Source organism: Streptomyces sp. A18, assembly GCF_059026065.1.
The window spans coordinates 19,749-41,159 of record NZ_JBWLKL010000001.1 but is presented as its reverse complement, the minus strand read 5'-3'; the positions used below and the strand labels follow the sequence as shown (position 1 = coordinate 41,159).

Below are 21,411 nucleotides of genomic sequence, written 5' to 3'. Positions count from 1 at the left end.
CCCCGCGCCCGATCTTGATGGTGAACTTGCTCGCCTCGGTCTACGGCGATGCCCCTCGCGAGACGATCCACAGCTGCAGAGCCATGAGAAGCAACGGGGCCACGAAGGAAGAGATCACCAACCGCCTCGTCGCCGCAGCCTGCGTCTGGTCCTCGCGCCTCTGCTGCTCGGCCCGATCCAAGCTCTGATCGTGCTCGCCGCGCAGACCGGACAGCCCCGCCTCGACCTGGCTGATGCGCTGATCAACCGCGCGCTGATCGGCCCGGTACACGTCCTCGGTGACAACCTGATCGAGGCGCGCAGCGAGCTGCGCGTAGTCGCCTCGAAGGTCCTCGCGCAGCTGCGAGACAGCACGATGCAGCTCCCACAGCGTGGGCTCGGCGCTCGGCGGCACGGACACCGCGATCACTCCTGGCGGCCCCGTGCCCTACCTCGATCGTACGGGTGCGAGAGCTGCGACGGTCCGGGACGGCTTGGTGGCTGGTCGCCCTGAGGGCTGCACCTAACCACGTCGATGGGCGTGCAGTTGGACTGTCAGTGGCGCGTGGTATCTCTGGATGCATACCACCACGCGGAATGCCGATCGATGCTAGGCGACTGCTTGCGGAGCGCCGCTGCTACCAGGAGGACGGGGGCGAGGTGCGGGTTACCACGGCGGGCAGGCGCCCGCTCTCGATAGTCTGCTGCGGCAGGGACAGTCTGAAGTGCTCGCCGATGACCGCCAGCACCTGACGTTGTTGTGCGTGTGCCGACAGTTCCTCGTCCGCACCCAGCATGTCGTCGATGGAGTCTTGTGGCGGGATGACTCCGGCGGCTTCGAGGTCGGGGCGCAGCAGATCGGGCTGGGATCCGGCGGGGTCGTAGCCGGCGCCCAGCTCGAAGTGCAGCTGTACCTCGCCGTTGGCGTGGTAGCTGAAGAAGGCGGGCGGGTCGTCCGGGCGCGGATCGAAGATCAGTACCTCGGCGCCACGGGACACGACCGGGTCCAGAGCCCAGCCTTCGCTGCCTCCGCTCTCCACGATAAACGACCAGTCCCCGGCCTGGCCGATGCGCCCCACGCAGTAAACCTGCGCCATGTCGACCAGGCTGGATGCTTCCTGGAGGGTGGCGGCCGATCGGACCTCTACGGGCTCGTGATCGGCCATGCGCTCAGCCAGGTGCTGCGGACTGAGGCCACGGGCGCAGGTGATGTACAGGCCCCTGGCGTTCCAGGCATCGGCGATCCACTCAATACTGTCGGGCACAGCCACTATCTCTCTGTCGGGGATGCGCGGCCGGCGGGGGGCACCACGGCTGGGGGCGCCCCCGCCGGCATTCAGCAACCTACGGCTTGGGAACCGTACAGGCCACGGTCATCTTGGATGCATCGCAGTGCGCGAACTGGGGGAAGTCCACCCAGTACGGGTCCTGGTCCAGGAGCCGGTACTTGCCCGAGAAGCCTCCGCTGAACGCTCCACCCATCGACGTGGAGTTGATCCAGCCGGACATGGCGGAGCGGCCGCACTTCTCCTTCCAGGTCGGAGCTGCCGTGCGGACATCGTCGTACAGGTGCCATTCGCCCTGCTTGACCCGGGTGGCGTAGGTCTGCACGCAGTCGTTGCCGGTGTCGACCTCGTTCATGCCTCCCATACCGGTAGGCATGCCGCCGGAGTTGTAGGTGGAGGCATAGGCGAACTCGTCACAGGACACCTTGTCGGTGGGGCTGATCTCGGTGACCTTGGTGGCATCCGGGTTGCCGTACGTGGCCGCCCAGCTGTCGGGGCAGATCACCTTGCGGTTATCGTCCGGGTCGCGCTTGTGCTGGTTCTTCTCCTTGGCGGGCAGGTAGAACAGCGGCTTGTTGGCAGCCTTGCTGCCGGGGTGGGTGGGCAGCTTGGACTGGATCAGCCAGGCATGTGCGACGGCCGGCGGTGCCTTGTCGAAGTTCATCACCCACGTCGGGATGTACTTGTGGAACGTGCAGCCCGGAGTGTCGGAGGAAATCTTGTCGCAGCGGATCCCTGCGCCCTCGGCCTCCCACCGTGAAGCTGCCGGGTTGGCCACCGGAGCGTAGGCACTGATCTTCGTCGACAGGTCCAGCAATTCGGCACTGTTCGCCGCGTTCCAGGTGTGGTCGATCTTCCCGATCGCCGTGTGCGAGAACGGATCGAGTCCCGTCCACGTCAGAGCCCCGTCCCAGGACTGCGGTCCGTTCGAGCACTTGTCGGGCATCATGCAGTCGAACCGGACGTCGAGCGTCACCGAGCCGAACTTCTCGTCAAGCTCCATGGGTACGAGGATGAGCTGCTGGGTGAACGTCGCCGAGTTCGACGCCAGCTTCACTTCCTGCCCAAGAGCCCATGTGGCGTTCAGGATCTCGCCGGTGGGCTTTCCGTCCTTGACGACTTCGCCCTTGTACTCAAAGGTGAAGGACGATATGCACGCCTCATACCGCTTGATGTGCGAGTTGATGTAGGTCTTGCACCAGTCGACCAGATGCGGCAGATCCGCATTCGCGCCCTTGGTGAGGGCGTCGCGGGTGCGCTTGCTGGTGTCCGGAACCAGTCGCGAGCACGGCTGTATGTCTGTCTTCGTGTTGACCTTGCCGCAGTTCCAGCCTTCGTCGGCACTGCGTCCGATGGGCGGCACGGTCGGGTCGACCGCCCCGATGTCGGGCTGGGGAATCTGCTGCGGCTTTTGGTAGTCGTCCTGGTTCAGCGTCGGAGCGCCCTTGTCCGGCTCGGGCACCGTGATACTCACCGCCCGACCGCGGGTGTGGAACTTCGTCCACGACGACCAGTCGGTCTCGTACAAGGTCCCGTCGAATGCGCTGGTGCGGAAGGCGTAGGTGGTGTTCGTCTTCAGATCGCCGTACCTGAGGGTCACCTCCGCCTTGCCGCCGGACGCTACGTACTGGGACACCACCACGCCGTAGGCGGCGGGCTTGCCGGTATCGGGGTCGGTGAGCTGGACCTGCGTCTTCGGATTGCCGCTGGCGTCGGTCGTGTAGACCTGGAAGGTCAAGTTCGCCGTGTCGTCATCGGCGTCGGTGACGGTATTGCTCAGCGTGACGTTGGTACGGTTCACCTGCCAGACACCGGCTGAGTCCTTGGTGGACGGCGGGCCTGCCTTCTGGTTCTTCCCCGAGACAGGCCGGTTGCTGTTGGCCTTGGCCAACGATTCCGGCCCGGCCGCAGGCCTTGAGGACGGCGCGTAGTCCCAGTCAGGAGTGCCGTCACCGCTGTCAGCTGCCGTGGCCACGTTCCCGGATCCAAGGAGCAGGATCGCGCAGGCGCCAAGAGCGAGTTTTGACAGGATGCGTCTTCTTCCGGATCTTCCAGACAAGAGAAAATTCCCCTCTGTCCCCGCCCACATGTCCTTTTCTGGGCAAGGCTGATCGGATGTGTTTTGTCGCGCCTGGAACGTTCTATGGGCGCTTACACCGGGGCGGCAAGGCCATCAACCAGGACACACACCGTGAACCACCCGTAGCAGACGTGATGATGGACACGGTTGCGCGCAGGGGGATCACAATCCTGCGTCAGTGCTGGGGAGCAACCTGAGTGCCACGAGTAGCAGTTGACGTATCGCAGCGACATGGGCAGCTCGTCCTGCAGGTGGCGCTCGACATCGGGGTGACATCCCGGGCCCCTGGGGTGCGTTGGGGCAATCTCCATGTCGAGTCGAGTGCTGCGGCGTGTTCGACGAGGCGCTGGCCGGAGTCGCGGTATCGCCCCAAACCTTGCGGATGCAGGGATGCTCGACGGCGACCTGGTCGAGCAGTGGGATGCCGGCCACGGAGTCCTGGCCGCTGGCCGCGTTAAACAGCACCGTCAGCAGCAGGCCGATCGCGTCGACCACGACGCTCCGCATGCTGCCCTTGTCTTGAACTGGCGACGGCGGGAACGCTGGTGGAGGTATTCACGCTCTGTACGTCGATCACGCAAGCCGACGGCCGTGCGCTCCGGCCCTCCCTCCGGCTCTGCCAACAACAGCGCCTCGTCGTAGGGATGTTGGTATGGGAGGCTGTCGTCATTCGTGCACGGGCGAGATGGCTGTGGCGGTGTTCGAGAGGAGCGCAGTGTGAGGCAGGAAGGCGGCTTCAGTGCCGAGGAGATCGACACCAGCAGGCCGCATCCAGCGCGGGTCTACGACTACCTGCTGGGCGGCAAGGACAACTACGAGGTAGACCGTAAAGCTGGCGACGAACTTGCTGCTGCTGCGCCCGAGGTGAGGGTCGGCGTCCAATCCAACCGGGAGTTCCTTAGCCGCGCTGTTCGCTACGTCGTCAGCAACGGCATCCGCCAGATCATCGACATCGGCACCGGGCTACCCACCGTTCCCAACGTGCACCAGACTGCGCAGACGCTAGCGCCGGACGTACGGGTTGCCTACATAGACAACGACCCGATCGTGAACACCCACGCCAACGCACTGCTGAGCGACGCCGGTGCGACCAGTACCGTGCTCGCCGATCTGCGCGACCCGCAAGCCATCGTGGACCATCCCGATGTACGCCGGGTCATTGACTTCGACGAACCGGTCGCCCTGTTCCTGGTCGCGATCGTCCATTTCCTCACCGACGCGGAGAAGCCTGCGCAGATCGTGGCCACCCTCCTCGACGCGCTGCCAGCCGGGAGTTTCCTGGTGCTCTCGCACGCCACGAGCGACTTCGCTGACCGCAGTGACGCCGAGGCCGTCTACAACCAGGCCACCGCGACGTTGAACCTGCGGCCCCGCACTGAGGTCATGCGTTTCTTCGACGGCCTCGAACTCGTCGAGCCCGGTCTGACGCAGGTGCCGTTCTGGCATCCGGACACCACGCCACCGTCAGGATCCGCAGAGGTTGGCATCTACGGCGGTGTGGCACGCAAGACCAGCTGAAACGCCCCCGTGAACACCACAAGCGACCGCTGCCGGCCAAGGTCACTGTTCTACGCGGTGGGGGAGTGGACGGGCACGACGTCAGTGAGAGCCTGGCCGCAGCGCGTGCAACTGCCCCGGAAGGTGGGCGGCTCGGGGTTCGCGTAGAACGGCGCTGTGAACTGTCGTCCCGCTACGGGACATCCGGGGGTGTGGCAGGTGGCGGTCATGGTGACCGGGGTCGGGTCGTCCATGGTCGGTTCAGTCCTCTCCAATGATCATCCAGTGCACGAGGGTCTGTGTGGTGTTGGTGCGGTGCACCCAGATGGTCAGACCGCTTGATGAAACAGCCGTGACACCGACGCCCACGACCTTCTCGCCGGGCACTGAGGTGTTGGGGGTGACGAAGGCGTGGAAGTTCTTGCCCTTGATGTTTCCCCCGGTGAGTGTGATGGACGTGGGCTTGTTGGCCACGGGCGTGATGGTGGCCATGCCGACGGAAACGTTGTCCGCTCGCAGCACGCCGGCCGCCCGTATCGACGGCGCGGACAGGGACGCGGCGCCTGGGGTCAGCGACAGGTTGCCCCCGCCCGGCCCGGCCTGAAGATGAGCGGAGCTCTTGCTGAGGAAGAGCCGCCCTCCAACGGGTTTGCTTCCCTTGGCGGTGATGCGTTCCGCGGTGAAGAAGTCGTTCCCGAAGAAGGCACGCCACCGGTAGGTGCCGCTGTCGTCCGCGTCGGTGAACGTTCCGGAGTTGATGCCGATGTTGGCGTCCGAAGAGCTGGAACCGCTGACGTTGATGTAGGCCTGGTTCGAACCGTCGACGGACGACCAATAGATGTATGGGTAGGCGTCGTTGGGTTCCATGCCGATCGCCGAGCCGTTCGTGCCGATCGCACGCAGCCGGGCCGCGTTGAGGACGACGCGTGGGCCCTCGGCGGCGGTCTGAACGGTGGCGCCTGTGATGATCTTGCCGTTGATCGCGTCCGCGTCCAGCAAGTCCGCAGTGATCGCTGCGGCCGCGACGTGATCGCGCCGGACTACCCCTTGGCCCAGGTCCTCGGATGCGGCCCGGCGTGCCGCCGCCTCTACCGCCTCGGACGGCGGGCTGGGTATGCCGGATGTGTTCACGGCGATCAGGCGTACCCACACGGGCCCGTAGTGGTTGACCGCGACTGTCACCGAGGCCCCGGAGGCGGCCTCGATCGTCGTGGTCGGCCACCGCAGATCCGGTCGCCCGGTCGGTGATGACAACACGTGCACTTGGACGCGGGACAGATCCAACGGCGCTGGCTGGCCGTCGGCGAAAGCCCCGTCCCAGGTGATGCGCACACCACCGAGGACTGGCTCCACCACGGCCGGTGAGGGCATGGGAGGTCGGGGGCCGTTGATGGCAGTGACGCCGCTGGTGCCATCCGGCTGTTGGCCGATGACCGCGCGCAGCGAGCCGTTCTCGTCGTACACGTCGACCGCACCGTTCTCCAGGCTGGCGTTGACCAGCTTGGGCGCTCGGATCATGGTCTGCACGAGCTTTTCCAGGCGGGCCAGGCGGGCGCCGATGTCGTTACGCACGATGGTTCCTTCGGGTTCAGGCGGCGGTGGCGTACTGGTGGGCGCCGGCCGGTTCGAGCTGAAGCTGAGCGGTCATGCCGGCATCCGTGTCGGGCCGGATCGTGTAGCCGGTGATGCGGCACCAGCCCGACCAGTTCGCCCACTCGTCCCGCACCGCCACCTGCACGTCATCACCGACCTGCCACGACCCGATGGGCGCTGCGGGATGGTCGCGGACGGTGATCTCCCCGACGTGACCAAGGCTCTGGCGCCAGGCCCGCTCCCGCCTGGCCCGCTGCGCGAGCGCGTCACGGCCGCGCACCTCCGGCAGCTCCAGGACGTGCTCCAGGCGCAGCCGCTTGTTGCGCACCGCGTCGACGGCCCGCTGCTGCGAGCGCCCCTCACCCGCCCCGGTGGCGATCACGACCTGCGCGTACTCGTCCGCGCTGTAGGTGACCGGCGTGTGGCCGACGATGTTGGTGTCCGAGCTGAACGCGATGTCGCTGCGGCGTGCTCCCAGACGCGGGTAGCCGATCTGGATCCGCCGCACTGGGCGCCGGTCCTTGCCCCACCAGGTGGTGCACGTGTAGTCCGGCGCGTCAGGGGCCTTGATCAGGTCGTCGAAGAGGTCGCCGAGCACCGGTGTCTCCCACCAGCGTGAATGCCACGGCTCCGCCGGACTGCCCACCTTCGCCGTCGACGTCGTGTCGTCCACGGTGATGCCGAGGCTGCCGTCCGGGACCGACTGCGCGTAGGTGACGATGTCGCGCATCACCCGGCACGGGTCGGCGTTCACGTACGGGCCGCGGCCGCCCAGCTCGCCGTCCAGGTCATGCCGGTACTGAAGGTACGACGACCACCCCGCGGCCTCGACCTGCATCGTGCCGCCGTCCGGCTCGGTCTGCCAGATGATGCCGCCCCACCTGATCCGCCCGCCCGACTCGGCATACAGCAGCGTGTTGCCCGGATCCGTCAGCCCCGGATGTGACCACGCCAGACGCGGTGACAGAGCGCCCCGCAGATGTCCGGGCCCATTCAGATCCGGGCCGAACTCCACCCCGCGAAGAGGTAGGTCGTGGGACAGCCACTCGCCGGTCAGAGCGTGCTGCGTCAAATACCTGTACGCCACCGCCTGTTACACCGGGCCCTCGGTGAACTCGACATCAGCGATGATCGACGTGCCGCCGTCGACGCTCAGATCACCCTTCCAGTCCTTCGCCATCTTCGCCTGCATGTACAGCACCTGCGTGGTGCCCCGGTACGAGGCGGGGAGCGCGAGGGTGTCCGCGACCACCGTCGTCTGCCGGCGAACAACCTTGCCCTGGTTGTCGTCCACGACCGTGTCCTGGCCGTGAACCGTGCCGAACACGAGCTGGAGCTTCCCGTACAGCGAGTCGAAGTCCATCCGCAGACCCGCGACGGTGATGGTGACGATCAGCTTCGTCGCCCACGTCGGCACCGGTATCTGCCAGCGGGCCTCGGGCGGCCAGTCATGCCACGTGTCGTCGTCCTTCCACGCCTTCGTCAGCTTCGTCGGATACGCCGTGTGAAGGGTGCGTTCCCTTCGAGGGTTCGCCACCCGCCGCACATCGCGGATCATCCCCGCCGTGACCGTCCCCGTGCTCGCGGGCAGATCGATACGGGCCAGCGGCACCCCCGTCACGCCCTTCGGCACCGCGATGGCCGTGGAGGACACGTTGGGGATGACATCGAAGAAGTTGACCGCGTCCTTCGCCGGATCCAGGCCGCCCTCGAACTCCGGGTCCTGCACGCGCAGCACGATCAGATCCGAGCGCGGCGCAGCACCCGTCGGCGCGATATCCACCGTCGCGGACCCGATGTTGTACGCCGTGTACGAGCCCTGCCAAGCCGACGCCTTGCCGCGAATCACGGCAGACCCGTCACCGATCTGCACACCACCGCCCGGCACAGCCAGCGGCGCCACCTTCAGGTCGGTCGCCTCGGTGACGCCTTCCGAACCGTGTGACAGGTCCTTGATCATCTGCCGGAACGTCTGAGCTGAGTGGGTGGCACCGTTCACGAGCAGCGGGGCCTGAGCGAGCGTCATCGAACGAGGTTCTCCTTCGGGTTCACGAGGGTCTTGAACGCATCCCGCCAGGCCACGGTCAGCCGGGCGGACGCAGTCGGATCAGAAGCGGTCCAGCGGACCTCGGAGCGACCAGGCGGCAGCCGCAACTGACCGAGCGGGGGCGTCGTGGCGACCGTGCCGCCGCCCTTGCGCGTCACCGTGCGCTGCCCGGGCCGGGTATCGACCGAGACGTACTCACCCGCGGGCACAGTGACGCCGAGATCGATACGGCGTCCCGTCTCTACGTGCGTGATCACCGGGTTCGCGCACGGCCCGTACACCTTGAGCACCGGGTAGGCGTCGATCGTGCCGCTGTTGGTGACCCAGCCGGGCCGATTCTGCCCCGACAGATCACCGTCACTGACGTGGATCGGGGCCTGCACCGGGGCAGTGAAACCGCCACCGGACAGCCAGCCCAACCGCAGCTCCAGCCGCTGCTCGACGTCCGCGTAATAGCGCGTGTCAGGAGCGGTGAACTCGAGGTCGAGCGGCACCCACCCGAACACGGCCTGCTCCCACGACGCGTCCACCTTCCGTAGCCGTCCGAACAGCACCCGCACCGGGGCACCCGGCCACTTTATCCGCAACGGCAGCACCGCCCCACCCACCGTGCGCACACGCGGGCTGTCCGCGGCTTCCTCAAGCGCAGCGACGATGCGAGCGGCCGCAGCCGGGTCTCCCGGGGTCTTCACCGCGCAGTCGATGCGCAGCGTGCGCGCCTCGTACCAGTCCGGGCCGATCCAGGCGCCATCCGCGTTCGGCTGCTCCACCACCTCACCGCGCACCGCGGGCCGGGCCAGGCCCTCGATCTGTGCGATCGGTACGTTCGTGCCATGGCCGAGCCGCACTCCTGCGATCTCCAATTGGAAGTCGGTGAGCTCGGTCATCGCAGGACACCACCACGACGAGCCCGGCGCATCTGATAGGCGACCGTCGCCGCGATGTCGTCGGCGCTCGCGGCCGCACGGGAGACGTGAATGGTCTGCTGCCCGATCGCTGGCGCCTGGTGCACCACCACAACCCGCCCGCGCCCGGCCTGCGCATCGACCAGACGGCGTGGGGCCAGCCCGTAGCCGAACTGGTCAGCCGTCTCTGCGAGCACCGCTGTTGCCCGGCTACGTTTCGCAGCCGCGTGCGGAATGTAAGACTCGGAACCGGTCTCCGGCTCCGCGAACTTGATCAGCCCCCGCTTCGACGAGTAGACGCCCGGCTCCCAGATCCCGCCGTCCGCATACGCGCGACCGGTGTTCGCCTTCACCAGATCGGACAGGAACCGGTCGGCTTTGCCCGTTTTCTTTATCTGACTCTTTGCGAGGTTCCCGATCTCGATGACGCGGTCCTCAGCCAGCCCCGTTGCCTCCGCCACGGAGTGGATGCCCGCGCTCTTCGACAGCGCGCCAACCATCTTCACTAGGTCCGCGAGCTGGTCACCATCCAGGGCGCTCCGGGCCTTCTTCCCCGCTGTGTTCGCCTGCTTGGCCTTCTTGCGGTCCTTCACCGCCTGCGCGGCCAGCGCCTCCGCGTTCTCATCACCCTGCTCGGCAAGCCGCTGCGCCAGCGCCGTGTACCCGCGCGAGGCGAGCGTCGTCAGGTTCCTCTGGAACGCGTTGTTGTTCTTGACGGCGTTGTTCAACTGGCCGGTGTAATCGCTCAACGCCGCCCGCGCGGTGCCCGCGAGCTTGGTGAGCTGCGCGGCCATCGACTTCACGTACTTGTTGGAGCCGCGCGCCATCTTCCGCGTCAGCGAGATACCGTCCTCGCCCATCTCCTCCAGGGCCTTGGCGACATCCGTGCCCGCCCGCCGAGCCACCGTCGCCAGGTCACTTCGCCAGGACTGGGCCGCACGCACCGAGCGGCGAAGGTTCTTCTCGAACAGGCGCAGGTCGAAGTGCTCGGTGCCGCCCTTGCCCTTGCGCTGCGACTTGGAGATGACATCGGAGACCGTCAGACCGGAGGAGCCCAGCGGCTGATACGACCAGTCGGACAGCCCGCCGTTGGCGTTGTACACGACCTGGCCGCCGAACCGCCGCGCCACCTCGTTCAGGATGAGCTTGGACCGGGACCGCTTACTGGGCGCCAAAGGGAGGTAAGCCTCCCCCTGAGTCTCGTCCTCCGCCCACACCCGCCATTCGCCACCGCGCGCGATCTGCGCGATGTGGTTCTCCTTGCGGACACCACCGTCGGCGTAGGTGACAATGCCGCCGTCCTTCTTGCCCAGCCGGTAACCGTCCTTGTAGGGCCCGTAGTTGCCGCCCTGCTGGTGGACGGTGTTGATGTACTCGGTGCGGTAGACGCCGATGCCGATGGTCTTGCCGCGCAGGCTGTTGATGGCGCCCTGGATCGTTGCCACGTTGCCCGTAGCGGCCCCCGTGGGCACGGTGATCGTCACGTTCTTGCTGCCTGGCACGGCCGCGATCTTGAAGCCCAGGGCTTCGAGCTGCTGGCGCGCTGCTCCGGTAGGGGCTCGCATGGTGACCGTCTTGCCGCCCGGCACCCCCGCGATCTTTTGCTTGACCGCCTCCAGGCTGCTGATCGTGCCCGCAGTCGACGAGCTGACGTCGACGTGCTTGCCGCCCGGAGTCTGCGCGATCTTCGCGATCAGCGCGTCCAGATCCGTTCGCGCCAGATCGGTCGGAGCGGTCACCTCCACCCGACGGTCCTTCAGGTCCTTGATCTTGAAGCCGAGCTTCTCCAGGTCCGCACGGGCATCGTTCGACAGCGTGGCGATCGTGACCGTCTTCTGCCCCGGTGTGGCCTTCAGCGCCTGCTGAACCGCGATGAGCTCGGCCATCGACTCGTCCATGCCAGCCGTCTGCAGCAGGATCGACACCTTCTCCGGCACCAGCCCGGCATTGTCGGCGAGCTTCGCGGCCGCCTCAGCGCCCAGCCCGTAGCCCTCAGCGGTGGCAATCGCCGAGTTGCGGGCAGTCTGCATCTGCTTCTGCGCCGCTTCCAGCGCCTCCGGAACGGACTTCCCGTTCGCCTCCGCGTACTGATAGGCGGCGAGCGCAGCGTCCGCCGAGTTCGTCGACAGGCCCTGGAGCAGGTCGTACAGCTTCTGCCCGTTGCGGGTGACGGTGGAGAGCGAACCATCCATGTTCAGCAGCGACTTGCCATAGCCCTGCGCGTTGTCGACACCGCCCTTCAACGCCTCGGAGGCATCGGACACCGACCTGTTCAACCGGGCCTCGGCCGCGGACAGATTCACCGAGCCGCCCGCCAAAATGTCCAAAGCGTCGTGCAACGCGCGGGCCCGGGAGTCCGCATCTGCTGTCGTATCGGACAGTCGGCGCATGGCGTCGGAGAACTTCCCAAAGGGGCCCACCGCGTCCGCTGCGGACCGGCCCGCGGCACCATTCACGCCAGCGAGATCCCTGGCGTCCTTCACTGCCTGGGACATCTCGCCCTTGACGGACCCAAGAGCCTCAGCAGCGTCATGCGCGCGCTGGCCAACGTCGTTGTACATGACGCCGCCGCCGCGCACCGGCTTCAGGTTGATCGCGGCGACGTCCTCCATGTGCTTTTGGAGCTTGCCAAGCCCGTCGCCCTGGCTGAGGTAGGCGTCAGTGAGGTCCTTGACCGGCACACCCGCCTTCGACATGACGTCGACCAGGCGCTCCTTGCCGTCCAGGACCTTGGTGTCCATCAGCGACTGGGCAGCCGCAGTACGGACGTTGTCGGTCACGGCGCCGTTGGACTCGCGCAACGCCTGAGTGAGGCTGCTGATCCGCGACTGATGCTCAGCGGCTGCTTGGGCGGCTTTCTGCTGGTGGGAGGCCAGCAAGGACAGACCCACGCCTGCGGCGGCCAGTGCCACACCCCACGGACCGCCGAGGGCGCCCATCAACCCGCGGGCCGCACCACCGACTCCGGCACCGATTGCCCGTGCCACACCGGTGATCGGACCGGACGCGTTGCGGAACGCGCTGGCCATCTGCCCCACCACCGGGATGCGGGTTTGCATCACCGCGAGGGCCTGGCCGATTCGGCCGATCGACTGTCCCTGCCCAGCAGCAAGGTGCTGCTGCTGCCGCATCTGATCCCCGAGCGACCGGTACGCCCCAACAACCGGCCCGGACACAGTCTGGCCGAGCCGCTGCATCATGGGGGCCACACGGCGGGCCAGCAGCATCGCGATGATCGCCGTCTGCACCGGACCCGGCAGAGCGGAGAAGCCGCGCACCAGACCCGCCACGATGTGCCCGATCGGTATGAGCACCGTCGAGGCGGCACTCGCGCCCGCGGACACCAGGTTGAGGGCGGTGACGATGATGTCGAGCGCCGTACCTCCAGCGTCGGCTTCCTCCGCCACCTCACCGATGGCGTCGGCTACCGGGGACGCCGCCGAGACCACGTTGCGCAGGATGTCGAGGACGGCCCGGCCGCCGTTGACGAAGACGTTCACGCCCGCGGCGGCGGTATCGAACGCGAGGTCGCCCAACGGCCCGCCCAGACCGCCGAGCGCATCACCCACCTCATCGAGCCCCGCTGAGACGGTCTTGGAGATGGAGGGCTTGGCCAGGGTGTACAGGTCGTGGACGTAGTCGAGCGCGCCCGCCACAGCCGGGGTGGCCGTGGCCATGCCCGCGGTCATCAGCCGCGTGACCTTCTCCAACCCGGGCGCAGCCGCCGTGTACAGGACCTGCCCGGTGTTCTTCGCCTGTGTCTTGAGCTGAGTGACCGCACCGGCCAGGCCCTTGGTCTGAGAGGCAGCAATCTCCCCGGCGGCGCCAGTGCGGGCGATCGCCGTGTACATCTGATCGAAAGACTCGACACCCTGATGCGCCAGCGCCGAAGCCCCAGCCAGGGCGGGCTTGCCGACCACGTCGGCGAGGGAGCCGAGGAAGTCCTTCTGGGACATCCGGTGTTGGGCCTGCTCGAACCCGTCGATGATCGTGCGCAGGCCCTTGAAGTTGCCCTGCGCATCCCAGGCTTCGATGCCGAGCTCCGCGAGGCCGTGCTTCATCCGGGCGGTAGGCCGCGCCAGGTTGGTGAGCATCCCGCGCAGGGACGTGCCTGCTTTGGAGCCGAGGATGCCCGAGCGGGCCAGCATCGCCACCGCCGCCGACGTGTCCTCGATCGAAACGCCCAACTGGGCGGCAACAGGCCCGGTGTAAGACATCGCGTAATAGATGTCCTGCAAACCGCCCGAGGCGGCGTTCGCCGACGCGGCGAGAACGTCAGCGGCCCGGCCTGCATTGTTCGAGCTGAGCCCGAACTGGTCCATGACGTCGCCCAAATACCGGGCGGCATCGGCGGCCGACAGGTTGTCGGCCGCAGCCAACTGCATGGCCGCCCGTGCGTTCGTGACGGACGAGGTGGAGGTCTGACCCGCCTTGGCCAACTCCAGCATCGCGTCCGCCGCCTTGCTGGCGGACGTACCGGGGAGCTTGAGGTCGGCGCCGAGCTCGCGGGCCTTCGCCGCGGCCTGCACCATCTCCTGACCGTTGGCGTTGGTGACCGCGCCCCACTTGTTGATGGCGCGCTGGTACTCGTTGCCTTCCTTTGCGATCTCCGCGATGCCGGCGACGATGCCGCCACCGACCAGGAGGCCGTGCAGGTGGTGGGCTTCTTGTCGGGCGCCGAGCAGCCCATGGCGCAGCTGCCGCATTGAGGCGTGGCCGTCCGCGCCCATGCGGCGCAGCCCGGCACGGGCACCATCAGCATGCCGCCCCAGAGTGCGCAGCCCGGAACCGGAGCCGCGTGCACCGGAGCCGATCTGGTTGAGCTGCCGGTTGAGAGCGGTGGTGTCGCGTCCGAGCCCCCGCATGGCGCGGGAGGCCTGCCGGATCTCCGACAGGAGGTGGGCAAAGTCCGCTCGCGCCTGGACGCTGAGCGTGTACGACGACACCTGTCGGTGCCCTTACTCCCCACGCCCCTTGTCTCTCACCCCACCCTCAAACGCCCACCGCCCGGGCTAGGTTCGCGGCACCAAGCCGATCCGCACGCCATATCCGTCCGGGCCGTCCGGCACCTGGTCCTGCTCGTGTGCGATCAGCTCGCACCCCAGGCAGCGTACCGACGTGGTGACGTACGCGAACCGGTCACCGTCGGCGGCATCGTCCCACTCCGTGGCCCGGGTCCCGCACTGATCGCACACCATCCGCTGGTAGGCCGTGTACGCCAGCGCCTTCGCACGGTCGGTCTCGGTCCAGCGGCCGTCACCAGCGCCGAGGAACTGAGAGTGAGGGATACCCCAGCGGTCGCACAGCTCCAGCTCAGTGCGGAGCTGTGCGTCCGTGATCAGCCTTTTCCCAGTTCCACCGTCGACGTGCGCACAATCTGCTGTGCCTGCCACGCTGCAGCGAACAGGGCGTTGGACTCGGCGACCGGCCAGGAGTCGAGAAGGTCCTGGGCGTCGTCCTCGCTCATGCCCTCCACGGTGCCGCCGTGATCATCGCGTTCGATGTGCGCGGCGGCGATGAGCGCGGCCGGGAACGTCTCCGGGTTCCAGGCATCCCCGTCCTCGGCCTGGGCCTCGGTCGGCGGGAACCGCTTGATCAGCCCATCCAGGATCGGGCGCGGCAGCGCCTTGAACGTCAGAGAGGTAGAGACGTTGTCGAAGAACTCCTGCGCAACCTCGACCTCCTCCTCCGCCTTCCGGGTCGCATCGCTGTAGTCGCGGCCGTGCTCCGCATCTGTCATCCGGCAGCGAGCAAGGTCCCGCAGCCTCTCGTCCAGGTGCCCCTTCGCATCCTGGTCGTCGCAGATCACCAGCGTGTACTCAGGCAGCTGGCGGGCACGCAGACGGGCCAGCTTGCGGGCCCAATGGGCGTCACGGGCCACAGCCGCCGAGGGCGGAGCGGGAGCGGTGTCGGTTGTGGTGGGCACCGGCATCACTTCTCGACCTTCGGCTGCGTACCGGCCGGGACGGCGGCGTCCTGGGTCGGCTTCTCCGTGATCGAGAAGTTCACGGTGAACTTGGCGGCCTCGTTGTCCGTCGAATAGTTCGGCGACCGCGAACCGATGCGGACGGGGAACACGTCCATGGACCGGGAACCGGCGACGTCGCCCTTGCGGAGGAAGACGACGCAGCCAGTGTCGTCCTTCTTGAGCAGCTGCTCGATCTCGTCCGACACCTTGTCCTCGTAGAACCCGAGCGAGGAGTCGTCAGCCTGGTCGGTGCCGGGGATCTTCGACTCGAACGTCGAGCCCAAGTCCGGGGTTTCGATGGCCTGGTTCTGCAGCGTCCAGCCGTCGATCGCGGCGATCACATCAGTGAGGTCGGTGCCGGCGGTCAGCTCGGCCCGGGTGGGTATATGGCCTGCGTCGGCGATGGTCTTGAGCCACAGCACGCGGGTCACTCCGCGCCGGGAAAACTTCTTTACCTGCAAGGTCTGCTGTCCGATTCCAGGGACGGCAGCCGCACTTCGTAGGAGGCCCCGTCCCTCGACGATGTGTCGGGAACCGGCCCATCCCTGGGATCGGGTGGGCGTCCGCGCGGGGCCTCCGCGGTGAGGGTGTTGCGTGGGCCATCAGGTGGCGACGGCGAACAGCGGCACGTAGATCACCATACTGCGCCAAGCGCGGCAGACGGGCAGGCCAGCCAGCCTGTCGATAGCTCATGTGGCAGATCGAGCGACGATGAGTGTCTGTGCCGTGAGACTCCGGAGACGGAGCTCACGGCACCCTGTAGAGCTTCTAAAGGACGGGTGCGAGGCGCCGCCCCTCCTGCTGCTGACGAACGTTGTCGCGGTTCGGCGTCGATGGACGGTCGGCGATGTCAGAGGCGCTGGATAGCGTGACGGCATTGGTCCACGTGAGCTTGGTGGCCGGGTCCGCCCATGGCTCGGTCCGGGCGGCCAGCTGGGGCCTGAGCCTTTCAGTTAGTGAGATCTGAGCACCCTTACGGGGGACATACGCGGAGGGGATGCGCCTCTACGATGAATCCCATCTTCCCGCCCCAGCCACTTGCAAATGGGATTCCCACAAACGAAGTTGTGGGAATCTCCGTGCGGTTGGCGGTCCGTGCTGGTGGTGCGGGGTGGCTATACGGCGAGCGAAGCGAGGTGTCCGGATGAGGTTCGAGAACGGGACTCAGGCGGATGGGATCCCTGTAGAGCAGTGGGTCAAGAGCAGTGCAAGTAACGGCACAGGCAACTGTGTTGAAGTGGCGGCCTTGCCGGGTGGGGGAGTGGCATTGCGGAACTCACGCTTCCCTGAGGGGCCTGCGCTGGTGTTCACCGATGACGAGATGTCGGCGTTCGTGACTGGTGCCGGCAGTGGCGAATTCGATGGTCTGCGTGCCATCGGCGACTGATCGAGTGCCCTGACTAACGGTCCGACTATGGCCAATGGTTGATCTGGCGGACATGCGTCCCACAGGCTGAAATACTGGCAGTCACCGCCAGCCAGCTAGGAGTGCGCATGTCTGCTGATCGTCAGCAGCGACAGACACCGTTCGGGTTCCTTCCACAACAGGTGCCTGCGGCGAGCCGCGGCAGTTCGTCGAGACTGTTGGGAGAGCTTCTTCGGCATGCACGCAAACAGCAAGGCCTGTCTCTGCAGGAAGCCGGGGCGCTGATCCGCAGCTCTTCCTCCAAGATCAGTCGCCTGGAACGTGGTGAGAGTCCGCCCAAGGAACAGGACGTCTGGGACCTCGTCGTCGCCTACCACGTCGCCGAAGGCGAATACGATGAGGTGTACGACCTCCTGCGCCAGGTACGGAACGAAACCAAAGGGCATCGCTACAGCGATGTAACGCCCGGCTTCCTGCGACGCTTGGTCTCTCTGGAGGCCTCCGCAGATCGGATCCTGACCTACGAGAATCATGTAGTACCGGGACTGCTGCAGACCGAGGAGTACGCCCGAGTGTTGGTCACTGCGGCCATGCCCGACGCGGACAAGGTGACAATCAAGCGGCACGTGCGCGCGCGTACCGAACGGGCGGATCTCTTTAAGGCCCCTGACCGGCCCGAACTTGTCGCCATCCTTGATGAGGGCGTTCTGCGCCGCCAAGTGGGCGGTGTTCAGGTGATGTTGGCGCAGCTCCAACATCTGAGAAGGGCTGCTGACGAGGTTACGGCTCATGTCGGCATCCGCATCGTCCCCTTCGATGACGCCAGCACGAGCCTCGCTCCCAGCTTTCCGGTCACACACCTGCACATCCCGGACGGCGGGCCTTCCGAGATCGTGTACGTAGAACAGATGGAGAGCGCCGAGTATGTGACCGATCGGACGAAGGTGGCGCAGTACCGGACGGTTGTAACGAACCTGATGGGGCACGCCCTGCCGTTCGAGGACAGTCTCGCCTTTCTCGACGAGATGATTTCCATCTACGAGGCCAAGCTTTCCGGCTAGCCGACCATCTGAGCCGTCTCCGTCAACTGGCAGGCAGGGCCGCTCAGATGGGTCGCGACGTCACAGCATGCGGCCGACACCACCCCACTCCACCCAGTCGTCCTCGCGCTGGCGAGGAACGACTTCGCTGTCGGGGCGCCACTTGGTGACGTCGCAGAGGCCGGGCTCCAACAAGTCCAAGCCGCTCAAGTAGTCACGCACGTGTTGCTCTTCGCGTACGCGCCCCCACTTGTCGCCGGTCGCCTGTTTCATCAACGCGGTGACACCGTCGCGAACGTCAGCGCGTTCGCTGACAAGCTGGCAAATGACCAGAAAACTGCCCGGCTCCAGATGGCTCTTGACCTCTTCGATCATGGGCTTCACGTCGTCATCTTTGAGGCAGTGAGTCACAGAGACGAAGAGAGCGGCGGTGGGCTCTCCTCGTCTGATCAGCCGGCGGACGTCGTCGCGAGCGAAGATCGTTTTCGTGTGGCGCATGTCTGCCTGCACGATGGCTGTGCGGTCGTTCTCTACTAGCCGAGACCGCCCATGGGCCAGGACAATCGGATCGTTGTCCACGTACACGACACGGGATTCCGGCGCGACGCGCTGAGCTACTTCATGGACGTTGTCGCGGGTCGGGAGTCCGGATCCGTGGTCGAGGAACTGCCGGATGCCATAGTCCTTGGCCAAGGTGCGCACGACGCGGCGCAGAAACGCGCGATTGTTCTGGGCTAGAGCCTTCGTGCTTGGCGCGATCTCCAGCAGCCGATGGCAGGCGTCCTGGTCAACTGTGTAGTTGTCGATGCCGCCGAGGAGCCAATCGTACATGCGAGCAACACTGGGCGTGTGAACGTCGATCGTGTGCGAAATGGGTTGCTCCCCTTGATCCATCCGTCCCCCTCGTATTCCCAGGCTGGTGTTTGGGAACCTCCCATCCTATAGAGGCAGTTGGACAGCCACCAGACCTCGTCGATCACCTCATCGGGTGAGATAGGTGAAGTAGGTCCGAGAGGAGGTGAGTTTCGGAAACCGCTTCACCACGTCGCGCGCTGGAGGGCATAAGGGGCGCAGAGCGTTCCTCGTTGCCCTAGTTACTGGGGGCAAGCAGGTTCCGACTTGCAGGGAAGCGGCGGCTGGATCGAGCGCCGCAGGGACGTCAGACGCGCCGCCACGGCTCGAGAATCCCGGCCAAGCAGATGCGCTATTGAGCCGATGCGGATCCCCATTTGGCAGTGGAGGACGATCAAGTCATCCAACACGGGTGGCTGGTGGACCTTAGGCGGTACTGCGGGCTCGTCGCCTGAGGCATGGCGCGCGATGGCCTCCTGCAAGCGCCCCCATGCCGTGGCTGGCGCGCTAGGGCTGGCGAGAGTCTCCTCCCAAGACATCAAGATGTCGGCGAAGGCGGCGTGAACAACGCGTGCTGCCGCGGGCCGCTGGCCCATGCGGATGTGCGCATACCGCAAGTAAGTAGCGAGAGCCAGTTCGCGGAAGGCCTTGAAATCAAGACGTTGCGCAGCTGCTGGCTGTGAGCGGAGCGCAGCAGCGGGCTGAAGAGTGGGCATGGTCTGGCCTCCCTGGCGCTTCCTACGGACTAGGGGCGAATGTGAATCGAGCGAGGGACAACTGACCCAGTGCGCCATGGGGAAGACGACCGAGAATCGAAAGCGCCTAGTGCGGTGTGAGATGTGCGTAGTGCACGCTGCGCAACAGGGGGCGGCCAGCCCGAGGGCATCGTCCCCAGGGCGTGAGCGAGAGCCTCAGCGGCAGCCCAGTCAGGGAGCGGCGCTGTGCTTGCCTGCATCAGCCCCGCCGAGCGCCGTCCGGAGCAGGGAGCCCGGCATCGCGGGCTCCCTGCGGGCTGTGGCTGGTCAGCGCCAGATGTCTTTTGGTGACCAGTCACAGGTGACGATCACCGGCGGCGCCGGCACCGGCAGCTAGGGACGATGACTGCCCCAGCCACGGTGATGAGCGTGATGAGCCCGCCAGCGAGCGCGGCGATCTGTGCCATCACCTCCAAGGCAGCCGGTCCGGCAATCCAGGCGACACCGACGATGCACAGGCCAGTAAGCCCCACACCCAGAGAGATGGACCACACGAACCACGCGGTTTGACGCCGCGCACGCTGCGGGATACTGCCCCTGCGGGACGCCGAGATCCGAGTAAGGACCTCCCGGCGTAACGGATCAGGCATTTGCAACTCCTTGCTTGATCGACGGCCCCGGAGCGTCGCATCGCTCTGGGGCCGTCTTGCTGTCAGAAATGCACCGCTTCGAAGCGGTGATGCAGGCGAATGTACTCCCGATTCGTGAGCAGTAGCGATTCCCATATCTTCTTGCAAATCCGCCAAGCATGGGAATGGTGCTGAAAAGCTGATCTGACTGCATAAGTCAAAACGGCGCGCGCGACAGTAGGGAGATATTTCGACCCTCACGGGTCGGAACTGCTCGAAACTTGGCGCTAACTGACTGCTTATGTCCACAGTCTGCGGACGGCGAAGCGTCAAGGGTGTGGAGGTAACTGGATAGTCGACCCTTCTAAGGGGTCTGCGCCGCTCGGCATGTCACCCTAATGGATGAAGATCGATCTATTTGGACTCGCACGCTCCTTTTTGTCCCACATGCACGTGCAAGCCAAAATCGCCGGGAAGTTAGCGTGCGCAAATGTTCGGCCCTTGCTGCGAACGCGTGGAGTGCTGGGCTGAGCTCAGCGCAAAACCGCTGCGTCTTGTCCCCTTCCGCTGGTCTGCGTCTGAGATCGCCTCACGCACAAATTCGGCCGCGCGGCCGATCAGCCGGACTGTGAGCGGTGATAGCCCTCGGACATCACGGATGCCGAATGGGCTGGGGCCGCAAGCCTCTTGCCGGCGCTCGCCTGGCTTGCATAGGCGACGGCGGGCGCGAGGCCAACGCGATCCCGCCAACTTCCCGTCCTGGAGCCCGGGCTAGACGCCCACTCATGACGGCGAAACCGTCAGCGAACCATGCCCCGGCCGCCGGTGGCACTGAGACGAAAACGCTGGGAACTGGTCACTATCCCCTCGGCCAGGCCTGCCTGGTCCGTTCCATCGTCGGCATCCAGCTCACGTGCCCACACCTCGACCTCCGGCACATCCAGAGGATGTTGCCAACCACCTGACGCGGTTCTTTCCAGGACTGCCCGACGACCACGATCTGCCATCCACTCTGCCTGATCAGTGCGTCCGGCGACAGATGTCAGCTGGTAGACGAACTGCGCGTCCTCCGACCGATCAGCCAGCGGTGCACCGCTCACTGACCCGCCGAGCGGATACAGCACGGTGTACGGGACCACGGCAGGTATCCCATTCACCAACGGCAGCTTCCCGAGGCCGCACGGACGGGCCGTAGCCTGCTCGATCATGTTCTGTAGAGCCTTCGATACAGGCGCTTGGTCGATCACAGCTCGCCTCCGGCGAAATGCGCGGCGGCGGGGCCTTCGATGCTGAGCACCCCGTACCGGCACAGGCCGAGCGCGTCCCACTCCATCACCCCGGGGGTGATTAGGATCGACAGGCTCCGCTCGCCGTCCTCGTCGAGCACTTCGGCTACGACAACTGCCCGTGCGAGGAGACCCCGTTCGTGCTCGGCGAGCACACCGGCCAGCGCATCCTCGAGCGCAGAGTTCAT

Annotated in this window: 16 protein-coding genes; 3 read left to right on the top strand and 13 right to left on the bottom strand. The window is 66.2% G+C overall.

The features are described 5' to 3' along the window. Nucleotides 1-40: 40 nt before the first annotated feature. The 3 genes from AC5P1C_RS00205 to AC5P1C_RS00195 all read right to left on the bottom strand — a co-directional run bounded on the left by AC5P1C_RS00205 (nucleotide 41) and on the right by AC5P1C_RS00195 (nucleotide 3,240). Nucleotides 41-400 (bottom strand): hypothetical protein, encoded by a 360-nt coding sequence (locus AC5P1C_RS00205; RefSeq protein WP_493863549.1) that lies wholly within the window; start codon nucleotides 398-400, stop codon nucleotides 41-43. A gap of 217 nt (nucleotides 401-617) precedes the next feature. Further along, nucleotides 618-1,250: a DUF6461 domain-containing protein gene (locus AC5P1C_RS00200; RefSeq protein ID WP_493863548.1), complete on the bottom strand. Its 633-nt coding sequence runs from the start codon at nucleotides 1,248-1,250 to the stop codon at nucleotides 618-620. Nucleotides 1,251-1,323: 73 nt separating this feature from the next. Further along, entirely contained in the window at nucleotides 1,324-3,240 is a 1,917-nt protein-coding gene (locus AC5P1C_RS00195; protein ID WP_493863547.1) for a hypothetical protein, read from the bottom strand. An 822-nt stretch (nucleotides 3,241-4,062) separates the two neighbouring features. Between AC5P1C_RS00195 and AC5P1C_RS00190 the strand changes: the two genes are divergently transcribed. Further along, on the top strand, nucleotides 4,063-4,863 hold the full coding sequence (locus AC5P1C_RS00190) for an SAM-dependent methyltransferase (protein ID WP_493863546.1): 801 nt from the start codon (nucleotides 4,063-4,065) through the stop codon (nucleotides 4,861-4,863). Between the two features lie 240 nt (nucleotides 4,864-5,103). On the opposite strand, the gene AC5P1C_RS00185 is transcribed toward AC5P1C_RS00190, so the two are convergent. The 7 genes from AC5P1C_RS00185 to AC5P1C_RS00155 form a co-directional block, all read right to left on the bottom strand. Beyond that, complete coding sequence (locus AC5P1C_RS00185; protein WP_493863545.1) at nucleotides 5,104-6,414, bottom strand: phage tail protein; 1,311 nt, start codon at nucleotides 6,412-6,414, stop codon at nucleotides 5,104-5,106. Between the two features lie 16 nt (nucleotides 6,415-6,430). After that, complete coding sequence (locus AC5P1C_RS00180) at nucleotides 6,431-7,507, bottom strand: hypothetical protein (RefSeq protein WP_493863544.1); 1,077 nt, start codon at nucleotides 7,505-7,507, stop codon at nucleotides 6,431-6,433. A gap of 21 nt (nucleotides 7,508-7,528) precedes the next feature. Further along, the gene (locus tag AC5P1C_RS00175; RefSeq protein ID WP_493863543.1) at nucleotides 7,529-8,461 is read right to left on the bottom strand and encodes a hypothetical protein; all 933 of its coding nucleotides are present in this window, start codon (nucleotides 8,459-8,461) and stop codon (nucleotides 7,529-7,531) included. Next, nucleotides 8,458-9,369 carry a phage tail family protein gene (locus AC5P1C_RS00170; RefSeq protein ID WP_493863542.1) on the bottom strand — a complete coding sequence of 304 codons (912 nt, stop codon included), beginning with the start codon at nucleotides 9,367-9,369 and terminating at the stop codon, nucleotides 8,458-8,460. The genes AC5P1C_RS00175 and AC5P1C_RS00170 overlap by 4 nt, the downstream gene beginning before the upstream one ends. Next, nucleotides 9,366-14,333, bottom strand: coding sequence for a phage tail tape measure protein (locus AC5P1C_RS00165; RefSeq protein ID WP_493863541.1), 4,968 nt, complete (start codon nucleotides 14,331-14,333; stop codon nucleotides 9,366-9,368). Before AC5P1C_RS00165 ends, AC5P1C_RS00170 begins: the two co-directional genes overlap by 4 nt. A gap of 392 nt (nucleotides 14,334-14,725) precedes the next feature. Next, on the bottom strand, nucleotides 14,726-15,319 hold the full coding sequence (locus AC5P1C_RS00160) for a hypothetical protein (RefSeq protein ID WP_493863540.1): 594 nt from the start codon (nucleotides 15,317-15,319) through the stop codon (nucleotides 14,726-14,728). After that, entirely contained in the window at nucleotides 15,319-15,816 is a 498-nt protein-coding gene (locus AC5P1C_RS00155; protein WP_493863539.1) for a phage tail tube protein, read from the bottom strand. The genes AC5P1C_RS00160 and AC5P1C_RS00155 overlap by 1 nt, the downstream gene beginning before the upstream one ends. 683 nt (nucleotides 15,817-16,499) lie before the next feature. Here AC5P1C_RS00155 and AC5P1C_RS00150 point away from each other — a divergent pair. Further along, the gene (locus tag AC5P1C_RS00150; protein ID WP_493863538.1) at nucleotides 16,500-16,742 is read left to right on the top strand and encodes a DUF397 domain-containing protein; all 243 of its coding nucleotides are present in this window, start codon (nucleotides 16,500-16,502) and stop codon (nucleotides 16,740-16,742) included. A gap of 107 nt (nucleotides 16,743-16,849) precedes the next feature. Continuing rightward, entirely contained in the window at nucleotides 16,850-17,782 is a 933-nt protein-coding gene (locus AC5P1C_RS00145; RefSeq protein ID WP_493863537.1) for a DUF5753 domain-containing protein, read from the top strand. A 60-nt stretch (nucleotides 17,783-17,842) separates the two neighbouring features. Here the strand turns inward: AC5P1C_RS00145 and AC5P1C_RS00140 are convergent, their stop codons facing one another. The 3 genes from AC5P1C_RS00140 to AC5P1C_RS00130 form a co-directional block, all read right to left on the bottom strand. Next, complete coding sequence (locus AC5P1C_RS00140; RefSeq protein WP_493863536.1) at nucleotides 17,843-18,655, bottom strand: SAM-dependent methyltransferase; 813 nt, start codon at nucleotides 18,653-18,655, stop codon at nucleotides 17,843-17,845. Nucleotides 18,656-20,737: 2,082 nt separating this feature from the next. Further along, the gene (locus AC5P1C_RS00135; RefSeq protein ID WP_493863535.1) at nucleotides 20,738-21,145 is read right to left on the bottom strand and encodes a hypothetical protein; all 408 of its coding nucleotides are present in this window, start codon (nucleotides 21,143-21,145) and stop codon (nucleotides 20,738-20,740) included. 35 nt (nucleotides 21,146-21,180) lie between these two features. Next, on the bottom strand, nucleotides 21,181-21,411 hold the full coding sequence (locus tag AC5P1C_RS00130) for a hypothetical protein (protein WP_493863534.1): 231 nt from the start codon (nucleotides 21,409-21,411) through the stop codon (nucleotides 21,181-21,183).